Genomic DNA, 18064 nt, shown 5'->3' on the forward strand with positions numbered 1-18064 from the left:
GCATGGACCGTCTGGCTGTCTATCGCCGCGACCTGGACGGGCTGCAGGCGGCTGCGCGGCTGCGCAGCCTGGCCCCGCGCGCTGGGATAGACTTCGCTTCGAACGATTATCTGGGGCTGGCGCAGTCCGAGCGGGTGCGGCGGGCGGTGGCGTCGGCGCTGCAGGAGGGCCTGCCCGTCGGTGCGGCAGGGTCGCGCCTGCTGCGCGGCAACACCGATGTCCAGGCGGACTTCGAGGCCGCCGCCGCGCGGTTCTTCGGGTCCGAGGGGGCGCTGGGCTTCGGCGGTGGCTATGTCGCCAACTTTGCAGTGATCACGACCCTGCCGCAGCGGGGCGACCTGCTGCTGATGGACGCGCTGTCCCACGCCAGCACGCATGAGGGCGCGCGCGCAGGCCGTGCGCAGGTCGCCACCTTCCGCCACGGCAATGTCGCTCATGCGCGGGACGTGATCACGACCTGGCGGCGCGGGGGCGGCACGGGGTCGGTCTGGATCGCGGTTGAAAGCCTCTACAGCATGGACGGCGACGTCGCGCCGCTGGACGACCTGATGGCGCTGGCCGACCAGGAAGGCTTCCTGCTGGTCGACGAGGCGCACGCCACGGGCGTCTTCGGCCCTGGTGGCCGGGGGCTGGCGCATCATCTCGAAGGTCGCGACAACGTCCTGACGCTGCACACGCTGGGCAAGGCGCTGGGCGGGTCGGGAGCGCTGGTCTGCGGGGCGCACTGCCTGATCGACTTTCTGATCAACCGCTGCCGGCCGTTCATCTTCGCTACCGCGCCGTCGCCCCTGATGGCTGTGGCGGGGCGCGAGGCGCTGGCGATTCTGCAGGACGAACCCTGGCGTCGCGAGGATCTGGCCGGCCATGTCTCGGCCTTCGGGGCCGAGATGGCCCGCCGCCTGCCGCAGGTGCCGCTGAGCGGCAGCCAGATCGTCCCTCTGATCGTTGGGCCGAACCTCCAGACGATGGAACTGGCCGCCGCCGTGCAGGCGCGGGGCTTCGACGTCCGCGGCATTCGTCCGCCCACGGTCCCCGAGGGCACGTCGCGGCTGCGCGTGTCGCTGACGCTGAATGCCAGCCGCGCCGACGTGGTCCGGCTGGCCGAGGTGCTGGAGGAGCTATGGCCAAATATGTAATCACAGGCACCGGCACGGATGTCGGCAAGACGGTTTTCGCGGCCGGTCTCTGCGCGATGATCGGCGCCGATTACTGGAAGCCCATCCAGTCGGGTCTTGCCGGGAGCGTCCCGAACAACGGCGACCTGCGGTCCGGTTCCGACCCGCAGCCCGGCACTGACCGGGCCGAGGTCGCGCGCCTGTCGGGCGCCCGGACCCACCCCGAGGCCATGCTGCTGCGCCAGCCACTGTCGCCGCACCGGGCGGCCGAACTCGACGGAGTCATGCTGGACCCGGACGCACTGACCCCCCCAAGTGCCGCCCAGCTGGTGATCGAGGGGGCGGGCGGGGCGCTGGTCCCTGTCACGCGCCAGGTCCTCTTTGCCGATCTGTTCGCGCGCTGGCAGCTGCCGGTGGTGCTGGTGGCGCAGACCGGGCTGGGAACCATCAGCCACAGCCTGACGGCGCTGGAAAGCCTGCGGGCGCGTGGCGTGACGGTGCACGGCGTCGCCTTCACCGGCCCGCCCAACGACGACAACATGGCGACCATCGGCCAGATCGGCCACGTGCGCGTCCTGGGGCGGCTGCCGCTTATGCCGCAACTGGACCGCGACAGCCTGGCGCAGGCGATGGCCGCGAACTTCCGGTCCGAGGATTTCGCATGACCCGCCAAAGTCCCGTCTGGCACCCGTTCTTTCAGCACGCGACCGAGCCTGCGCTCCCCCGCGCGATCAGCAGCGAAGGTGCCTTCATCCACACGGATCGCGGTCCGCTTCTGGACGCGATCAGCAGCTGGTGGGTGGTGACCCACGGCCATAACCAGCCGCAGATCGTCGAGGCGATCCGCGAGACCGCCGGGCGGCTGGACCAAGTGATCTTCGCCAATGTCACCCACGCCCCCGCCGAGGAACTGGCCGAGGCGCTTGTCGAGATGACGCCGGCGGGGCTCGACCACGTCTTCTACAGCGACAGCGGGTCCACGGCGGTCGAGGTGGCGCTGAAGATGGCGTTGGGCTACTGGCGGCACGAGGGTGACGGTCGCCACCGGATCGCGGTCATCGAGGACAGCTATCACGGCGACACCATCGGCACGATGAGCGTCGGCGAACGCGGCGTCTTCAACGCCGCCTATGACCCCTTGATGTTCGCGGTCGACCGTCTGCCCTTCCCCCAGGGCGACGGCGCCGAGACCCTGGCCGCGTTCGAGGCGCTGGCAGCAAGCGGGCGCATGGCCGCACTGATCCTGGAGCCGCTGGTGCTGGGCGCGGGCGGCATGCGGATGTATGATCCGGCGGTCCTGGCGGGCTTGCGGGCCATCTGCGACCGTCACGACGTCCTGCTGATCGCGGACGAGGTGATGACCGGCTGGGGGCGCACCGGGCGGCTCTGGGCCTGTGACCACGCTGGCGTCGCGCCGGACATCCTCTGCACCTCGAAGGGGCTGACCGGGGGGGTAATCCCGCTGGCGGCGACGCTGGCCAGCAGGCGGATCTTCGACGCGCATCGGTCCACGGACCGGCGGCGGACCTTCTATCACTCCAGCAGCTATACCGCGAACCCCATCGCCTGTGCGGCGGCGCTGGCGCAGGTGCGGCTGTGGCAGGACAGCCCGATGCAGGCGCGGCTGGACGATCTGGCCGCGATGCAGTCGTGCCACCTGTCGGCCATGTCCGACGACCCGCGGTTCGAGAATGCCCGGCAGTGCGGCACCATCGCGGCCATCGACCTGAAGGTGCCGCAAGGGGGTTACCTGTCCGAGGTTGGGCCGCGGATGCGCGCGCATGTGATGGGGCAGGGCGTGCTGCTGCGGCCGCTTGGCAACACCATCTATGTCCTGCCGCCCTATTGCGTCACGGCCGGGGACCTGGACCGGGCCTGGGGGGCCGTCGCCTCATTCGAGGTCTAGATCCACCCAGACCAGCCTGCGATGAGAGGCGGTCGCAACGGCCTCGGCCAGGGGATCGTCCGGCGCCGGCCAGACCACGCCCGAGCCGACCACCCGCAGCCCCTGCGCCGGCAGCACATAGTCCAGCCGCAGGTTGCCCGGCGGGCGGTCATATTCCGCCGTGTCCAGCGCGGGATCGCCCAGGTGGTCGGCATTGGGCCCGGTCTGGGGCGGCTGCCAGTCGCCGCGTGGGGCGGGGTCCTGCGTGACCTGCAGCAACGCCTCCAGCGCCGCCGCATCACCGTCCCCATCTGCGGGATCAACGTTCACGTTGCCTATGACGATGAAGGGGGCCTTGGGCAGGTGCCTCAGCCAGAAGGCAGCCTCGTCATGGTTGCGGGCGACGTTGCGATCCTCGAAGGCCGGGGGCGTGGCCGAGAATGCCAGCAGGTGCAGCGGTCCGTCCGCACCCTGCAGCGCGATGTCCCAATGCGCCGAACTGGACAGGCGCTGGACATTGGCATGGTCGGATGGCGGCATGCGGTTGCCCGGCATGTCGCGCCACAGCGCCGCGCTGTGGTCGGTCACGCCCGTGATCGGCAGGCGCGACAGCAGCGCCATGCCCTGCTGACCGGTGAAATCTCCATAGCCCTGGGCGTCTCGCGGTTGGCCTGCGCGCCCGTCGCCGTCCAGGTCCAGCCCGGTCTGCAGCCCCCGGTTCGGCTGCGCAGAAAAGCGGTGCGGCATCGGGTGGCCCTGACGCTCCAGCAGGGCAGCGAAGGCCTCCAGCGCGCGGCTGTCCAGATCCCAGTCGAAGCCCGTCAGCAGGACCACGTCCGGAGCATTGGCGGCGATCACCTGCGCGGCGGCCAGCACCTGCGGATCGTCTCGACCGATGTCGCGGAGAAGAAGACCCGGCCCGTCCCGCGACAGACCAGGGTCCCAGGTTGCGATCCTGACCGTCTCGGCCCCGGCGGGGCAGGCCAGGGCCGCAAGACAGGCCAGCGCCCTCAGATCCAAGGACGGGCCTGGGCCATCTGTGTTTCGTAAGCGTCGATCGAAGGCGCCTTCTCCATCGTCAGGCCGATGTCGTCCAGTCCGTTCATCAGGCAGTGCTTGCGGAACGGATCGATCTGGAAGTCAAAGCTGGTGCCGTCGGACGCGGTGACGGTCTGGCTTTCCAGATCGACGGTGATGCGGGCATTCGCGCCGCGGCCTGCATCCTCCATCAGCGCGTCGACAGCGTCCTGCGGCAGGACGACCGGCAGGATGCCGTTCTTGAAGCAGTTGTTGAAGAAGATGTCGGCAAAGCTGGTCGAGATCACGCAGCGGATCCCGAAGTCCAGCAGCGCCCAGGGCGCGTGTTCGCGCGATGATCCGCAGCCGAAATTGTCGCCGGCAATCAGGATCTGCGCGTCGCGATAGGCGGGCTGGTTCAGGACGAAGTCCGGGTTCTCGTTCCCGTCGCGGTCATAGCGCAGCTCATCGAACAGGTTGACGCCCAGGCCCGATCGCTTGATCGTCTTCAGGAACTGCTTGGGGATGATCATGTCGGTGTCGATGTTGACAAGCGGCATGGGCGCCGCGATGCCGGTCAGAGTGGTGAACTTGTCCATGGGTCCTTCATGCCTTCATGTCTGGCGGGCCGCGTGCGGCAGGCTGGTGGAGAGTGTGTGGCGACTGTTCTGGAAATTCGAACTTGTATTGCCGGGCAGTGGACGCCGCAGATCGGCGACCCGGACGTGACCGGCTGGCTGACCGTGCTGTCCTATGTGACGACGGCCTGCCTGGCGCTGGCCGTCTGGCGCGGGCTGAAAGGACGGCGCGGGCGCGCATTCTGGGGCGTGCTGGTTGCGCTGCTGGTGTTCCTGGCGGTCAACAAGCAACTGGACCTGCAGACTGCGATGACGGCAGCGGGCAAGTGCGTGGCGCGGGCGCAGGGATGGTACGACAACCGCCGCCTGGTGCAGGCCGTCTTCATCGCGGCGCTGCTGGCGACGGTCTTCGTGTCGCTGAGCGCGGCGATCCGGGCGCTGCGCGGCCGCCTGTCGCGCAACCTGCTGGCGGTCGTCGGGCTGGCGGTCCTTTTGGCCTTCGTCATGGTCCGCGCCGTCAGCTTTCACCACTTCGACATCCTGATCGGCGGCACCAGCCTTGGCGTCTCGAACAATTTCCTGTTCGAGAACGCGGGCCTGCTGCTGATTGCCGTGAATGCAGGGCTGCTGCTGCGCCGCCCGGCGGCGCGGCTGGCCTGACAGGGCCGCCACAGGGCGCAGCTGCCCCATTACACGGGCTCGGCGACGAATTCGCGAATGTCGACCAGATGGCCTGCCACACCCGCCGCCGCCGCCATGGCAGGCGACATCAGGTGCGTGCGGCCCTTGTAACCCTGCCGCCCCTCGAAGTTGCGGTTCGACGTTGCAGCGCAGCGTTCGCCTGGCTTCAGCTGGTCGGGGTTCATGCCAAGGCACATCGAGCAGCCCGCCAGCCGCCATTCGAAGCCGGCCTCGGTGAAGATGGCGTCCAGCCCCTCCTCCTCGGCCTGGGCGCGGACCAGGCCCGATCCCGGCACGACCATGCCGCGTACGCCCGGCGCCAGCCTGCGGCCGCGCAGCACCTCGGCGGCGGCGCGCAGATCCTCGATCCGGCCGTTGGTGCAGGACCCGATGAAGACCGCGTCGATGGCGATGTCGGTCAGGGCCGTGCCGGCGGTCAGGCCCATGTAGTCCAGGCTGCGACGCACGGCCTCGATCTTGCCGCCTTTGAAATCCTCGGGGTGGGGGACGGCCGCGGTGATCGGCAGCGCATCCTCGGGCGAGGTGCCCCAGGTCACAGTGGGCGCGATGTCTTCGGCCCGGATGGTCACCACCTTATCGAAATGGGCGCCGTCATCGCTGAACAGCGTCCTCCACCAAGCGACCGCAGCCTCCCACTGGGCGCCCTTCGGCGCGTGGGGGCGGCCCTGGACATAGGCGAAGGTCGTCTCGTCCGGGGCGATCAGGCCGGCGCGGGCGCCGCCCTCGATCGCCATGTTGCAGATCGTCATGCGACCTTCCATCGACAGGTTGCGAATGGCTTCGCCGCAATATTCGATGACATGGCCGGTGCCGCCGGCGGTGCCCGTTTCGGCGATGATGCGCAGGACGATGTCCTTGGCGGTGACGCCGGGGGCCAAGCGGCCTGTGATCTCGACCTTCATGTTCTTGGACTTGGACTGGATCAGCGTCTGCGTGGCCAGGACATGCTCGACCTCCGACGTGCCGATGCCGTGGGCCAGCGCCCCGAAGGCGCCGTGGGTAGCGGTGTGGCTGTCACCACAGACGACGGTCATGCCGGGCAGCGTCCAACCCTGTTCGGGGCCGACGATATGCACGATCCCTTGGCGGATGTCGTTGACCGGGTAATAGTTCACGCCGAATTCGCGGGCGTTGCGGTCCAAGGCATCGACCTGGATGCGGCTCTCCTCGTTGTCGATGCCGGTCTGGCGGTCCAGCGTGGTCGGCACGTTGTGGTCGGGCACGGCGATGGTACGCTCGGGCGCGCGGACCTTGCGGCCGGTCATCCGCAGCCCCTCGAAGGCCTGGGGGCTCGTCACCTCGTGGACCAGGTGCCGGTCGATGTACAGAAGGCACGTCCCGTCGTCCTGGCGGTCGACGACATGGGCGTCCCAGATCTTGTCATAGAGCGTGCGCGGCGCGGCGGCAGCGGGAATGGTCATGGCTGAGGTCTTTCGGCTGTGATGCAGATATGCGAGACGGATCCGGGCATGCGGGGATGCCCCGGCCCGTCACCCCCGCGCAGTCACGCAGAGCGTTTCGCCATAGAAGCGCTGCGGCAGGCGCGCGCGGTCATGGATGTCGAAATAACGCATCATGGCGGCAGATTAGGCCAGCGCGGGCGCTGTGGCAAGGCCGGCCTTCGGCCGGTCGGACGCCAAACTGGCCCGCAGACATTGAGATGGGGCGAAAAGATGCTATGTTGGACCTATCCCCTGCGCCGGGGGCTTATCGGCGCGCCGACCGGAGGATACAACCCTGTCACAAGACGTCCCGTCGGCCCAAGGGCCGGCCACGACCACCGCGAGAGAGGCGCTGACCAGCGACCAGTTGCTCTCGCTCGTCCTGACTTCGCTGGATGACGACAAGGCCGAAGAGGTCGTCTCGATCGACCTGCGCGGCCGCACGGCCATGGCCGATCACATGGTGATCGCCTCGGGCCGCAGCTCGCGCCAGGTGGGCGCCATCGCCGAGAAGCTGGCCGAACGCGTCAAGCAGGCCACCGGCCGCACCCCTCGGATCGAGGGCAAGGACGCCGGCGACTGGGTGCTGATCGACACCGACGACGTGATCGTCCACGTCTTCCGCCCCGAAGTGCGTGAGTTCTATCAGCTGGAGAAGATGTGGATGCCCGCCGACGCGCTCAGCCGCGTGCGCGAAGGCACTCGCCCCCAGCCCTAAGGTCGTGCGCATAGACATCGCCGCCGTGGGGCGGCTGAAGAAGGGCCCCGAGGCCGCGCTCGTCTCGGACTATCTCGACCGTTTCGCCAGGACCGGCCGCAGCCTGGGGCTGCCGGCCGTCCTGGTGACCGAGGTCGTGGACCGCCGCGCCGGCACCATGGCCGCCGAGGCCGAACTTCTTACTCGCGTCATCCCCGCCGGGGCCGCGGTCGTCATGATGGACGAGCGCGGCGACCAGCCGACCTCTCCCGAATTCGCGGCGCGGCTGGCGGACTGGCGCGACCAGGCGCGCGACGTCTGCTTCGTCATCGGCGGTGCCGACGGGCTGGACCCGGCCCTCCGCTCCCGTGCTGACTGGCAGATCAGCCTCGGCCGCATGGTGTGGCCGCACCTTCTGGTCCGCGTCATGCTGGCCGAACAGCTCTACCGCGCCGCCACCATCCTCTCCGGCTCGCCCTATCACCGGGCCTGACCTGATGGTGGCCGTCGCCTTGGGCCTGCTTTGGTCCGGAAATATCCCGGGGGTCCGGGGGCTGGCCCCCGGCTCGGTTGCCGCCGCTCCTCCGCTTGCGTAGAAGGGGGAAAACCGCGAGGCGCCGATGACCAAACCCGTGATCCTGTGCATCCTTGATGGCTGGGGCGTGTCCGACCGCCCCGAACAGAGCGCGCCCGACCAAGCTCGAACCCCGAACTTCGACCGGCTGATGCGCGACTGCCCGCATGCGACCCTGCTGACCTACGGCCCCGACGTCGGTCTGCCGCGCGGCCAGATGGGCAATTCCGAAGTCGGCCATACCAATATCGGCGCGGGCCGCGTGGTGGCGATGGATCTGGGTCAGATCGACCTGGCGATCGAGGATGGCAGCTTCGACCGGAACCCTGCGCTGCTTGACTTCACCGACCGGCTGAAGGGCAGCGGCGGGACGGCGCACCTGATGGGGGTCGTCTCGGACGGTGGCGTGCACGGCCATATCAACCACGTCCTGGCCGCGGCCAAGGTCGTCGCTGGCGCGGGCGTGCCCGTGGTAATCCACGCCGTCACCGACGGCCGCGACGTAGCCCCCGATTCCGCGCCCGGATTTGTGGCCACATTGCAGCAGGGACTGCCAGATGGCGCGCGGGTCGGGACCGTGATCGGCCGCTATTACGCGATGGACCGGGACAATCGGTGGGACCGCATCCAGCGCGCCTATGAGGCGATGGTCAACGGCCGGGGAGAGGATGCGGCCGACGCCGCGGCCGCCGTCGCCACGGCGCATGCCCGCGGCGAGATGGACGAATTCATCCAGCCGTTCGTCATCGACGGCTTTAACGGCGCGGTCGATGGCGACGGCTTCTTCTGCCTCAACTTCCGCGCCGACCGCGCAAGGGAAATCCTGCTGGCGATCGGCGATCCCGAATTCCAAGCCTTCGACCGGGGCGAGCGTCCGGAATGGGCCGGCCTGCTGGGCATGGTCGACTACAGCACGCGGCACGACGACTTCATGTCCGCCGCCTATCCCAAGCAGCAGGTTGTCAACACGCTGGGGGCCTGGGTCGCCTCGCATGGGCTGCGGCAGTTCCGGCTGGCCGAGACCGAGAAGTATCCCCATGTGACCTTCTTCCTGAACGGCGGCAAGGAAGCCCCCGAACCGGGCGAGGATCGCCACATGCCGCAAAGCCCCAAGGTCGCCACCTATGATCTGGCGCCTGAAATGGCCGCAGAGGAGGTCGCCGACAGCCTGATCGGGGCCATCGACGCGGCCTACGACCTGATCGTCGTGAACTTCGCCAACCCCGACATGGTTGGTCATACCGGCGATCTGTCGGCCGCGATCCGTGCCTGCGAGGCGGTGGACCAGGGCCTCGGCCGGATGCTCGAGGCGCTGGAGCGTGTCGGCGGTGCGGCGGTGATCTGCGCCGATCATGGCAACTGCGAACAGATGATCGACCCGGTCACCAGCGGCCCGCACACGGCCCATACGCTGAACCCGGTCCCGGTGATCGTCTTCGGCGGCCCTGCGGGCGCCACGCTGCGCGACGGACGCCTGGCGGACCTCGCGCCGACGGTCCTCGACCTCATGGGGCTTCAGCCGCCGGCGGAAATGACCGGCCACAGCCTGATTTCGCAATGAAGCTCCGCCCTCTTGCCCTGGCGCTGGCCAGCTGGGCCTGCATCGGCGCGGCCGCCGCGCAGCCGCTGACGCCCGCCAACCAGGCCGTCGCCGATGCCGAGGACGCCGCCGCCCTGCTGCGTGCGGCCCTTGGGCAACTGGCCGATGCCGTCGCCGCCGACGACCAGGTCCTGGCCCTGACCGAGGTGATCCAGGGATATGAACTGGGCCTAGCGGCGCTGCGCGACGGCCTGCGCCAGGCCAGCGCCCGGGAGGCTGAATTGCGAGACCGCTTCGAGGCGCAGCGCGAACGGCTGGCGCAGGTGCTGGGTGCGATGACGGCGCTGCAGCAAAGCCCCGAATCGACCATGCTGCTGCACCCTGCGGGCGCGCTGGCCAACGCGCGCTCGGCCATGATCCTGTCGGCCGTGACGCCGGGACTGCGAGCCGAGGCCGAGGCGCTGCAGGCCGACCTCGATGAGATTGCCACCGTCCGAGAGCTTCAGTCGAACGCGGCCGGAATGCTGGGTGCGGGGCTTGCCTCGGTGCAGGAGGCCCGGCGGCTGCTGGTCAGCGCCTCGCAGGACCGCAGCTCGATGCCCGTGCGCTACTCCGAGGACCCCGAGGAGCTGCAGGAACTGCGCGCCGCCGCCGACAGCCTGCAGGCCTTCGCGGACGGCATCGCGCGGATGGAAAAGGACGTCGGCCCGCCGATGGAGGATTTCGAGGGTGCGCAGGGCAGCCTTCACCTGCCGGTGATCGGCACGATCCTGCGCACCTATGACGAACCCGATGCCGCGGGCGTCAGTCGCCCGGGCTGGGTCATCGCGACACCCCCCGCCGCGCTGGTGCAGACGCCCTGGCCCGCGACGATCCGTTACCGCGGGCCGTTCCTAGATTACGGCAATGTGATGATCGTTGAGCCCGCTCGTGGCTATCTTATGGTATTCGCGGGCCTCGCGCAGGTGTTCGGCGAGGTCGGCGATGTCCTGAAGGCCGGCGATCCGGTGGGCCTGATGGGCGGGACCGAGGCGCCCGCACAGGAATTCGGATCGCAATTCGTCACCGACGCCGTGCGGGGTGGACAGGCAGGTCGCAACGAGACGCTGTACCTGGAATTGCGTCGCGGCAACGAAACGCTGGACCCGGCGGACTGGTTCGTGCTGAATCCCGTCACCGAGCCGCAACAGGACTGAGGCAGGAAAGGCCGTCATGAGACAATATCTGATCGCAGGCTTGGGAGGCGTTCTGGCCGGTGCGCTGGTCACGACGCAACTTGCCGGGCCCTTGCTGGCACAGGAGACCGAGGGCAATGGGTCGGTCTATCAGCAGCTTGAACTGTTCGGCAACGTCTTCGAACGCATCCGCAGCGACTATGTCGAGGCGCCCGAGGACAAAGCCCTGATCGAGGCCGCGATCAACGGCATGCTGACCTCGCTGGACCCGCATTCCAGCTTCCTCTCCTCAGACGCCTACGAGGACATGCAGACCCAGACCCGCGGCAGCTTCGGCGGCCTGGGCATCGAGGTCAGCCAGGAAGAGGGGATGGTGAAGGTCGTGTCGCCCATCGACGAGACTCCCGCGGCCGAGGCCGGGGTGCAATCGGGCGACTTCATCACCCATGTGAACGGCGAATCGCTGTTGGGCCTGACCTTGGACGAGGCGGTCGAGATGATGCGCGGGCCGGTGGGCTCCGAAATCACCATCACCATCCTGCGCGAGGGCGAGACCGAGCCGTTCGACCTGACCATGGCGCGCGACACGATCAAGCTGACCGTCGTCCGCAGCCGCGTCGAGGGCCATGCCGTTGTCCTGCGCGTGTCGACCTTCAACGACGAAACCTATGACACGCTGAAGGCCGAACTGGACAAGGCGGTCGAGGAAGCGGGCGGCATCGACAAGGTGACGGGATTTGTTCTTGACCTGCGCAACAACCCCGGCGGCCTTCTGAACCAGGCGATCAGCGTCAGCGACGCCTTCCTCGACGCCGGAGAAATCGTCAGCACCCGCGGCCGCCAGCCTGAGGAGAGCGAGCGCTGGAACGCCGAGCGGGGCGACCTTGCGCAGGGCAAGCCGATGGTCGTGCTGATCAACGGCGGTTCGGCCAGTGCCTCCGAGATCGTGACCGGGGCGCTGCAGGACCACCGCCGCGCCATTGTCGTCGGCGAGAAGTCCTTCGGCAAGGGCTCGGTGCAGACGGTGATGCCGGTGACCTCGGACAGCGCGATCCGTCTGACCACGGCGCGTTATTACACGCCATCGGGCCGGTCGATCCAGGCGCTTGGTATCCAGCCCGACATCCTGGTCGCGCAGCCCGCCCCGGCGCCTGAGGCCGAGGAGGAGAAATCCCGCACCGAGAGCAGCTTCAGCCGGTCCGAGGCCGATCTGCGCGGCGCGCTTGGCAACGACGTCAGCGACGAGATGCGCGAGCAGATGGAGACCGAGGCCGCCGAAGTCGAGGCAACCGCTGCCTTGCGCGAAGAGGATTACCAGTTGGCCTATGCGGTCGATATCCTCAAGGGCCTGGCCGCGGTGGCCTTCCAAGCCGACCAGGTGCCGGCGGCGGAAACCCCCGCCGTGACCGGGGAAGGCGCGGTCGAGGGTGCCAATGCCGGCGACCAGGGCTGACGACGTGGACAACTGCACCGGCCCCGGCGGACTGCCCTATCGGCCCTGCGCGGGCGTCGTGCTGATGAACCGCGACGGGCTGGTCTTTGCCGGCAGCCGCATCGACATGCCCGGCGCCTGGCAGATGCCGCAGGGCGGGATCGACGGCGATGAGACGCCGTGCGAGGCCGCACTGCGAGAGTTGGTCGAGGAGACAGGCGTCAGTCCCCACCTTGTCGAGGTGGTGGACGAGACGCCGGATTGGGTCTTCTACGACCTGCCCCCCGAGCTGCTGGGACGCATCTGGAACGGCCGCTTCGGCGGGCAGCGCCAGAAATGGCTGCTGCTGCGTTTCATGGGCCAGGACAGCGACATTCGCATCCACACCGAGCATCCTGAATTCGACCGCTGGCAGTGGATGCAGGCCGATGCGCTTCTGGACAACATCGTCCCCTTCAAGCGCCACGTCTATGCCGAGGTTCTGGGCGCCTTCCGCGACCATCTGGCCTAACCCAGATCGCCTGTCGCCCATTGTGTTGGCCGGGCGCGGTGATCCCGAAGGTTTGCGCTGTGGGCGACGGGCTCATGACGCAGCTATTGTGGACTAGAGCGCGTCGCGTCTCACCGGCTTCATATCCGTCGGCTCTGAGGAAATCGCAGCATTCCTCGTCGGTGAGAAGATCGCAGCCCTGCCTGGCAGCGTGCCAGAGAGCCTCGCAGGTTCACGCGGCGGCTCTTCGGATCAGGGCCTTGAGCTTTGCGGATCTGAGGGCGTGGACGCCCGAGGGATCTCGATAGGGTCAAGATCCGGGCTACAGAGAGGCAAGACCTAGAACCACGCGCCAGCGGTGCTCATGGTCGTCGCGGCCTTGCGGCTCTTGTGCGATGACAGGTCATCCGGAATGATCACATCGCCGGGTCGCAGTGTCGGGGCCAGTCGGGTTTCTCCATGAAGCTCGGACAGTTCGCGGTTCATGGCACCGCCAGTCACCCCCGGAGCGCATCCAGCCGGTCATGGCGGAGGGCGGCGATGAAGGTCCGGGTGTTGCAGTGGCCGAAGGGCGCATGGTCGACAAGGCGCGCCTTTTGGATGGCCATCCGGTGGTCCTGGCCATGTTCGTCTTCGGCGACGTCTCGTCGATGAAGCCGAGGCGCGTCAGCGCGCTGCGCATGAACGGTTGGCGTCGCGTGATGCAGATATGGCCTGCCGGATCTCAGGCCGCTTCTGCTCGAGGGCTTGCAGGTCTTTTTCGGGGGTCAGCCCGAGACCGCGCGAAAACCTCCAGACCGAGACACGGTGAATGGCGATGCCGCGATGATCTGCAAGTTCCCGACCAGGTCGTTCGGGGTCAGATCGGGCTTTCGCGCGGTGATCCAGTCCCCACACCAACCCATTTGCCATGACCGCCGCCATGGCCTTCGGAGCCAACCCGCCCGTCCCGCGCTTCAGGATCACCATGTCGTTGACGAACGTCACTGAAACCGGGAACCACGCAGCGGCTGGACGGTGCGAGCTCCCTTCCTCCACGAGCGCCACACCGCGCTGTCGGAGTGCCATGGGATGTGGACTGCCCATATCATCCCTCCGCCTGTCATGCAGGCAGGGAACCACAGATCGAGCCACAGAGGTACCCTGGAGCGGGCGAACCGCAACACGATTTAGATAATCCGCGCGACGCCCTGCACCAGGGGCCGCAGGCTGTCGCCCTTGACCGCCCAGCTTGTTGCGAAGGCGAAGGAGGCCAGCGTCTCCAGCCAGAAGACCGGGCGCAGGGCGGCCAGTCGCACGTCCAGCCCCGTGACTCCCAGGATCCCTATGGCGGCGATGCTGCCCAGGATCAGCCAGCCGCAGATGCGATAGATCCGGTTCGAGGCGCGCTTCTCCATCCCGTCCACCGCGCCCTTGACGAACAGCTTCAGGCAGAAGACGGCCAAAGCTCCGAAGAAGACCCCGGCCGCGACGAAATGCACCGTGGCCGACAGCGCCGGTCCCAGCAGGCACTGCAGCGCGGTGCAGGCTCCGGCGGGACCGGTCGTCGGCAGCAGGGCGACCAGCGCAATAGCGACGGCCGCGGTCCGCGCCATCCGGCGGTCGGTAATCCATTCGCCGGCATCGGGGCGGAACCCCTCGTAGCTCCACAGGAAGACCGCCTGCGCGATCAGCGTACCGACGAAAATCTCTCGCATCGGGGAATAGTAATAGGACGAGATGCTGGTCCGCAGGCCGCCCGGCTCGAACACCGAGGCGACCAGGAGCGCAACAGGCAGGAAGAACCCCAGCGCCCCGATGGCCCGCCGCACCGCCAGGAAGGACAGGACAAGTTCGTTTGCCGCCTTCTGGCCCGCCCCCTGCATCCCGACCTCCGTCATGTCAGCTGCAGGATGGCTGCGGAAGGGGCGCGGGTCAATGCGTGCGGATCTCGGCCAGAATGGCCTCGGCCGCGGCGCGCGGATCATGGGCCTGCCAGACCGGGCGGCCCACGACGATGTGGTCGGCCCCGGCCGCGATGGCACTGGCGGGGGTCTCTACCCGCTTCTGGTCGCCAAGCGCCGCGCCCGCCGGCCGCACGCCCGGCGTCACGATCAGCCGCGATCCCGGCAGGGCGCGGATCGCCTGCGCCTCGCGCGGGGAACAGATGACGCCGTCCGCACCCGCCTCGAAGGCGCGGGCGGCGCGTTCGACGGTGATCGCGTGCACATCGCCCGCCTGCATCAGCCCCGCATCGAGGTCGGCACGTTCCAGCGAGGTCAGGACCGTCACGCCCAGGATCTTGAGGTTCGACCCCGCGGCGCCTTCCTTGGCGGCCCGCACCACATGCGGATCGCCATGGACCGTCAGGAAATCCAGGTCGAACTGCGCCAGTCCGCGCACCGCAGCCTCGATCGTGGCGCCGATGTCGAACAGCTTCATGTCCAGGAAGACGCGCTTGCCATGATCCTGCTTAAGCTCGTTCGCCAGGGCCAGGCCGCCGCCGGTCAACATGCCCAGCCCGACCTTGTAGAAGCCGACCGCATCGCCCAGCCTTTCCGCCAGGTCCAGCCCCGCCAGCGCATTCGGCACATCCAGCGCCACGATCAGCCGGTCATCCATCGCCATTCCCTTTTGCCGCGAAATCGATGCCTTATGGCACAGCCGCAAGACGCTTGAAAGCGTCCGGAAAACACCCAAATCTGCTTCATCAGACCCGGACCGGGGCGTGCCGCAAGACGGGCGCCGGCGACTCGGGGGCTTAACCAAGGAGAGATGCCGATGAACATGGACAAGTTCACGGAACGGTCGCGCGGTTTCCTGCAGGCCGCCCAGACCATCGCGATCCGCGAAAACCAGCAGCGCGTGATGCCCGAGCATCTGCTGAAGGCGCTGATGGACGACGACCAGGGCCTGGCTGCGAACCTGATCACCCGGTCGGGCGGCGATGCCCGGCGCGTGAAGGACGCCGCCGACCAGGCCGTGGCCAAGCAACCCAAGGTGACCGGCGGCAGCGGGCAGGTCTATGTCGATCCGTCGCTGGTGCGCGTCCTGGACGAGGCAGAAAGTGTCGCCAAGAAGGCCGGCGACAGCTTCGTGCCGGCCGAACGCGTGCTGATGGCGCTGGCGATGGTCAATACGCAAGCCCGTGACGCGCTGACGGCGGGCGGCGTGAACGCTCAGGCGCTGAACGCCGCGATCACCGACATCCGCAAGGGGCGCACCGCGGATTCCGCCAGCGCCGAGGACAGCTATGAGGCGCTTGAGAAATACGCCCGCGATCTGACAGCGGCGGCGCGCGACGGCAAGATCGACCCGATCATCGGCCGCGACGAGGAGATCCGCCGCGCCATGCAGGTCCTGTCGCGCCGCACCAAGAACAACCCCGTCCTGATCGGCGAACCCGGCGTCGGCAAGACCGCCATCGCCGAGGGGCTGGCGCTGCGCATCATCGACGGCGACGTACCCGAATCGCTGCGCGACAAGCGCCTGATGGCGCTGGACATGGGCGCGCTGATCGCCGGCGCGAAATACCGCGGCGAATTCGAGGAGCGGCTGAAGGCGATCCTGAAGGAGATCGAGACCGCTGCGGGCGAGATCATCCTCTTCATCGACGAGCTGCACACCTTGGTCGGGGCTGGAAAGACCGATGGCGCCATGGACGCCGCCAACCTGATCAAGCCGGCCCTGGCGCGGGGCGAGCTGCACTGCGTCGGTGCCACGACCCTGGACGAATACCGTAAGTATATCGAAAAGGACGCGGCGCTGGCCCGGCGTTTCCAGCCGGTCATGGTCGAGGAACCGACGGTCGAGGACACCATCAGCATCCTCCGCGGCATCAAGGAAAAGTACGAGCTGCATCACGGCGTTCGCATCAGCGATGCGGCGCTGGTGGCGGCGGCGCAGCTGTCGAACCGCTACATCACCGACCGCTTCCTGCCTGACAAGGCCATCGACCTGGTCGACGAGGCCGCGTCCCGCCTGCGCATGGAGGTCGACAGCAAGCCCGAGGAGCTTGACCAGCTGGACCGCCAGATCCTGCAGCTGCAGATCGAGGCCGAGGCGCTGAAGAAGGAGGACGACGCCGCCTCGAAGGACCGGCTGGAGCGGCTGGAGAAGGACCTGTCCAACCTGCAGGAACGCAGCGCCGAGATGACCGCTCGCTGGCAGGCCGAACGCGACAAGCTGGAAGGCTCCCGCAACCTCAAGGAACAGCTGGACCGGGCGCGGGCCGAGCTGGACCAGGCCAAGCGCGAAGGCAACCTGGGCCGCGCCGGTGAGCTGTCCTACGGCATCATCCCGCAGCTTGAGAAGAAGCTGGCCGAGGCCGACGGGTCCGATGGCGACGGCCTGATGGTCGAGGAAGCCGTCCGCCCGGAGCAGATCGCCGAGGTGGTCGAACGATGGACCGGCATCCCCACGGCCAAGATGCTGGAAGGGGAACGCGACAAGCTGCTGAAGATGGAAGAGCAGATCGGCAAGCGTGTCATCGGCCAGGCCGAGGCCGTGACCGCCGTCAGCAACGCTGTCCGCCGCGCCCGCGCCGGCCTCAACGACGAGAACCGGCCGCTTGGGTCGTTCCTGTTCCTCGGCCCCACCGGCGTCGGCAAGACCGAGCTGACCAAGGCGCTGGCCGAGTACATGTTCGACGATGACAGCGCGATGGTCCGCATCGACATGTCCGAGTTCATGGAGAAACACTCCGTGGCCCGGCTGATCGGCGCGCCTCCGGGCTATGTCGGCTATGACGAGGGCGGCGTTCTGACCGAGGCCGTGCGGCGGCGTCCCTATCAGGTGATCCTGTTCGACGAGGTCGAAAAGGCGCATCCGGACGTCTTCAACGTGCTGCTGCAGGTGCTGGACGACGGCGTGCTGACCGACGGTCAGGGCCGGACCGTGGACTTCAAGCAGACGCTGATCATCCTGACTTCGAACCTGGGCTCGCAGGCGCTCTCGACGCTGCCCGAGACGGCGGACGCGACCGACGCCCGCCATCAGGTGATGGAGGCGGTGCGGGCGCATTTCCGGCCCGAGTTCCTGAACCGCCTGGACGAGATCATCATCTTCCGCCGCCTGTCGCGCGCGAACATGGACGGGATCGTCAAGGTACAGCTGGCCCGGCTGGAGCGTCGGCTGGCACAGCGCAAGATCGCGCTGGAACTGGACGACGATGCCCGGAAGTGGTTGGCCGATCAGGGCTATGACCCGGTCTTCGGGGCACGGCCGCTGAAGCGGGTGATCCAGCGTGCGCTTCAGGACCCGCTGGCGGAACTGCTGCTGTCGGGCGAGGTGCTGGACGGATCGACCGTCCATGTCGGCGCGGGGCCTGACGGGCTGATCGTCGGCAACCGCATCGGCCGTCCCGGCCCCCGGCTTGGCGCGGTGGGCGAAGGCCCCCGCCCCGACGTCTCGATCCACTGACGCGAAGGCCCCGGAGA

The 18064-nt window shown here is 68.1% G+C and carries 18 protein-coding genes; 11 read left to right on the forward strand and 7 right to left on the reverse strand.

The window, feature by feature from the left end; all coding sequences use genetic code 11:
* The first annotated feature begins 2 nt into the window (after nt 1-2).
* Genes OC184_RS00120 through OC184_RS00130 form a run of 3 tightly spaced genes read left to right on the forward strand, consistent with a single transcriptional unit; the run spans nt 3 to nt 3021 of the window.
* Nucleotides 3-1136 (forward strand): 8-amino-7-oxononanoate synthase, encoded by a 1134-nt coding sequence (locus OC184_RS00120; RefSeq protein WP_265505102.1) that lies wholly within the window; start codon nt 3-5, stop codon nt 1134-1136.
* Entirely contained in the window at nt 1121-1780 is a 660-nt protein-coding gene (bioD, locus tag OC184_RS00125; RefSeq protein ID WP_265505103.1) for a dethiobiotin synthase, read from the forward strand. Before OC184_RS00120 ends, bioD begins: the two co-directional genes overlap by 16 nt.
* Nucleotides 1777-3021, forward strand: coding sequence for an adenosylmethionine--8-amino-7-oxononanoate transaminase (locus tag OC184_RS00130; RefSeq protein ID WP_265505104.1), 1245 nt, complete (start codon nt 1777-1779; stop codon nt 3019-3021). Before bioD ends, OC184_RS00130 begins: the two co-directional genes overlap by 4 nt.
* Here the strand turns inward: OC184_RS00130 and OC184_RS00135 are convergent.
* Both OC184_RS00135 and leuD read right to left on the reverse strand, forming a co-directional pair.
* Complete coding sequence (locus OC184_RS00135; RefSeq protein ID WP_265505105.1) at nt 3007-4020, reverse strand: endonuclease/exonuclease/phosphatase family protein; 1014 nt, start codon at nt 4018-4020, stop codon at nt 3007-3009. The two genes, OC184_RS00130 and OC184_RS00135, sit on opposite strands and share 15 nt — an antisense overlap.
* On the reverse strand, nt 4011-4616 hold the full coding sequence (leuD, locus tag OC184_RS00140) for a 3-isopropylmalate dehydratase small subunit (RefSeq protein ID WP_265505106.1): 606 nt from the start codon (nt 4614-4616) through the stop codon (nt 4011-4013). Before leuD ends, OC184_RS00135 begins: the two co-directional genes overlap by 10 nt.
* Before the next feature lie 57 nt (nt 4617-4673).
* Between leuD and OC184_RS00145 the strand changes: the two genes are divergently transcribed.
* Nucleotides 4674-5255, forward strand: coding sequence for a hypothetical protein (locus OC184_RS00145; RefSeq protein WP_265505107.1), 582 nt, complete (start codon nt 4674-4676; stop codon nt 5253-5255).
* 29 nt (nt 5256-5284) lie between these two features.
* On the opposite strand, the gene leuC is transcribed toward OC184_RS00145, so the two are convergent.
* Nucleotides 5285-6718 carry a 3-isopropylmalate dehydratase large subunit gene (leuC, locus tag OC184_RS00150; protein WP_265505108.1) on the reverse strand — a complete coding sequence of 478 codons (1434 nt, stop codon included), beginning with the start codon at nt 6716-6718 and terminating at the stop codon, nt 5285-5287.
* A gap of 316 nt (nt 6719-7034) precedes the next feature.
* Here leuC and rsfS point away from each other — a divergent pair, with 316 nt between their 5' ends.
* The 6 genes from rsfS (at nt 7035) to OC184_RS00180 (ending at nt 12668) form a co-directional block, all read left to right on the forward strand.
* A complete protein-coding gene (rsfS, locus tag OC184_RS00155; protein WP_265505331.1) occupies nt 7035-7457 on the forward strand; it encodes a ribosome silencing factor in 423 nt (140 codons plus the stop codon).
* Between the two features lie 4 nt (nt 7458-7461).
* On the forward strand, nt 7462-7929 hold the full coding sequence (gene rlmH / locus OC184_RS00160) for a 23S rRNA (pseudouridine(1915)-N(3))-methyltransferase RlmH (protein ID WP_265505110.1): 468 nt from the start codon (nt 7462-7464) through the stop codon (nt 7927-7929).
* A gap of 127 nt (nt 7930-8056) precedes the next feature.
* Nucleotides 8057-9571, forward strand: a complete 1515-nt coding sequence (gpmI, locus tag OC184_RS00165) for a 2,3-bisphosphoglycerate-independent phosphoglycerate mutase (protein ID WP_265505111.1) — start codon at nt 8057-8059, stop codon at nt 9569-9571.
* The gene (locus OC184_RS00170) at nt 9568-10746 is read left to right on the forward strand and encodes a murein hydrolase activator EnvC family protein (protein WP_265505112.1); all 1179 of its coding nucleotides are present in this window, start codon (nt 9568-9570) and stop codon (nt 10744-10746) included. Before gpmI ends, OC184_RS00170 begins: the two co-directional genes overlap by 4 nt.
* 16 nt (nt 10747-10762) lie before the next feature.
* Nucleotides 10763-12178, forward strand: a complete 1416-nt coding sequence (locus OC184_RS00175) for a S41 family peptidase (protein ID WP_265505113.1) — start codon at nt 10763-10765, stop codon at nt 12176-12178.
* Between the two features lie 4 nt (nt 12179-12182).
* On the forward strand, nt 12183-12668 hold the full coding sequence (locus tag OC184_RS00180) for an RNA pyrophosphohydrolase (protein WP_378926367.1): 486 nt from the start codon (nt 12183-12185) through the stop codon (nt 12666-12668).
* A gap of 318 nt (nt 12669-12986) precedes the next feature.
* Here OC184_RS00180 and OC184_RS00185 read toward each other — a convergent pair whose 3' ends face one another.
* The 4 genes from OC184_RS00185 to pyrF form a co-directional block, all read right to left on the reverse strand.
* The gene (locus OC184_RS00185) at nt 12987-13133 is read right to left on the reverse strand and encodes a hypothetical protein (RefSeq protein ID WP_265505115.1); all 147 of its coding nucleotides are present in this window, start codon (nt 13131-13133) and stop codon (nt 12987-12989) included.
* Between the two features lie 180 nt (nt 13134-13313).
* Nucleotides 13314-13616 carry a hypothetical protein gene (locus tag OC184_RS00190; RefSeq protein ID WP_265505117.1) on the reverse strand — a complete coding sequence of 101 codons (303 nt, stop codon included), beginning with the start codon at nt 13614-13616 and terminating at the stop codon, nt 13314-13316.
* A 200-nt stretch (nt 13617-13816) separates the two neighbouring features.
* The gene (locus OC184_RS00195) at nt 13817-14527 is read right to left on the reverse strand and encodes a hypothetical protein (RefSeq protein WP_265505118.1); all 711 of its coding nucleotides are present in this window, start codon (nt 14525-14527) and stop codon (nt 13817-13819) included.
* Nucleotides 14528-14561: 34 nt separating this feature from the next.
* The gene (pyrF, locus tag OC184_RS00200) at nt 14562-15248 is read right to left on the reverse strand and encodes an orotidine-5'-phosphate decarboxylase (RefSeq protein ID WP_265505119.1); all 687 of its coding nucleotides are present in this window, start codon (nt 15246-15248) and stop codon (nt 14562-14564) included.
* A gap of 159 nt (nt 15249-15407) precedes the next feature.
* Between pyrF and clpB the strand changes: the two genes are divergently transcribed.
* Nucleotides 15408-18047, forward strand: a complete 2640-nt coding sequence (gene clpB / locus OC184_RS00205; protein WP_265505120.1) for an ATP-dependent chaperone ClpB — start codon at nt 15408-15410, stop codon at nt 18045-18047.
* The last annotated feature ends 17 nt before the right edge of the window (nt 18048-18064 follow it).

The organism is Paracoccus rhizosphaerae, from assembly GCF_026162645.1.
Classification (GTDB): domain Bacteria; phylum Pseudomonadota; class Alphaproteobacteria; order Rhodobacterales; family Rhodobacteraceae; genus Paracoccus; species Paracoccus rhizosphaerae.

What these genes read in the sequence shown, in the direction of transcription:
- OC184_RS00130 (WP_265505104.1), top strand. Translation starts at nt 1,777, where the DNA reads ATGACCCGCCAAAGTCCCGTCTGGCACCCGTTCTTTCAGCACGCGACC.
- OC184_RS00175 (WP_265505113.1), top strand. Translation starts at nt 10,763, where the DNA reads ATGAGACAATATCTGATCGCAGGCTTGGGAGGCGTTCTGGCCGGTGCG.
- pyrF (WP_265505119.1), bottom strand. Translation starts at nt 15,248, where the DNA reads ATGGATGACCGGCTGATCGTGGCGCTGGATGTGCCGAATGCGCTGGCG.
- OC184_RS00185 (WP_265505115.1), bottom strand. Translation starts at nt 13,133, where the DNA reads ATGAACCGCGAACTGTCCGAGCTTCATGGAGAAACCCGACTGGCCCCG.
- leuC (WP_265505108.1), bottom strand. Translation starts at nt 6,718, where the DNA reads ATGACCATTCCCGCTGCCGCCGCGCCGCGCACGCTCTATGACAAGATC.
- OC184_RS00190 (WP_265505117.1), bottom strand. Translation starts at nt 13,616, where the DNA reads ATGGTGATCCTGAAGCGCGGGACGGGCGGGTTGGCTCCGAAGGCCATG.
- clpB (WP_265505120.1), top strand. Translation starts at nt 15,408, where the DNA reads ATGAACATGGACAAGTTCACGGAACGGTCGCGCGGTTTCCTGCAGGCC.
- gpmI (WP_265505111.1), top strand. Translation starts at nt 8,057, where the DNA reads ATGACCAAACCCGTGATCCTGTGCATCCTTGATGGCTGGGGCGTGTCC.
- OC184_RS00120 (WP_265505102.1), top strand. Translation starts at nt 3, where the DNA reads ATGGACCGTCTGGCTGTCTATCGCCGCGACCTGGACGGGCTGCAGGCG.
- OC184_RS00170 (WP_265505112.1), top strand. Translation starts at nt 9,568, where the DNA reads ATGAAGCTCCGCCCTCTTGCCCTGGCGCTGGCCAGCTGGGCCTGCATC.
- bioD (WP_265505103.1), top strand. Translation starts at nt 1,121, where the DNA reads ATGGCCAAATATGTAATCACAGGCACCGGCACGGATGTCGGCAAGACG.
- OC184_RS00195 (WP_265505118.1), bottom strand. Translation starts at nt 14,527, where the DNA reads ATGACGGAGGTCGGGATGCAGGGGGCGGGCCAGAAGGCGGCAAACGAA.
- leuD (WP_265505106.1), bottom strand. Translation starts at nt 4,616, where the DNA reads ATGGACAAGTTCACCACTCTGACCGGCATCGCGGCGCCCATGCCGCTT.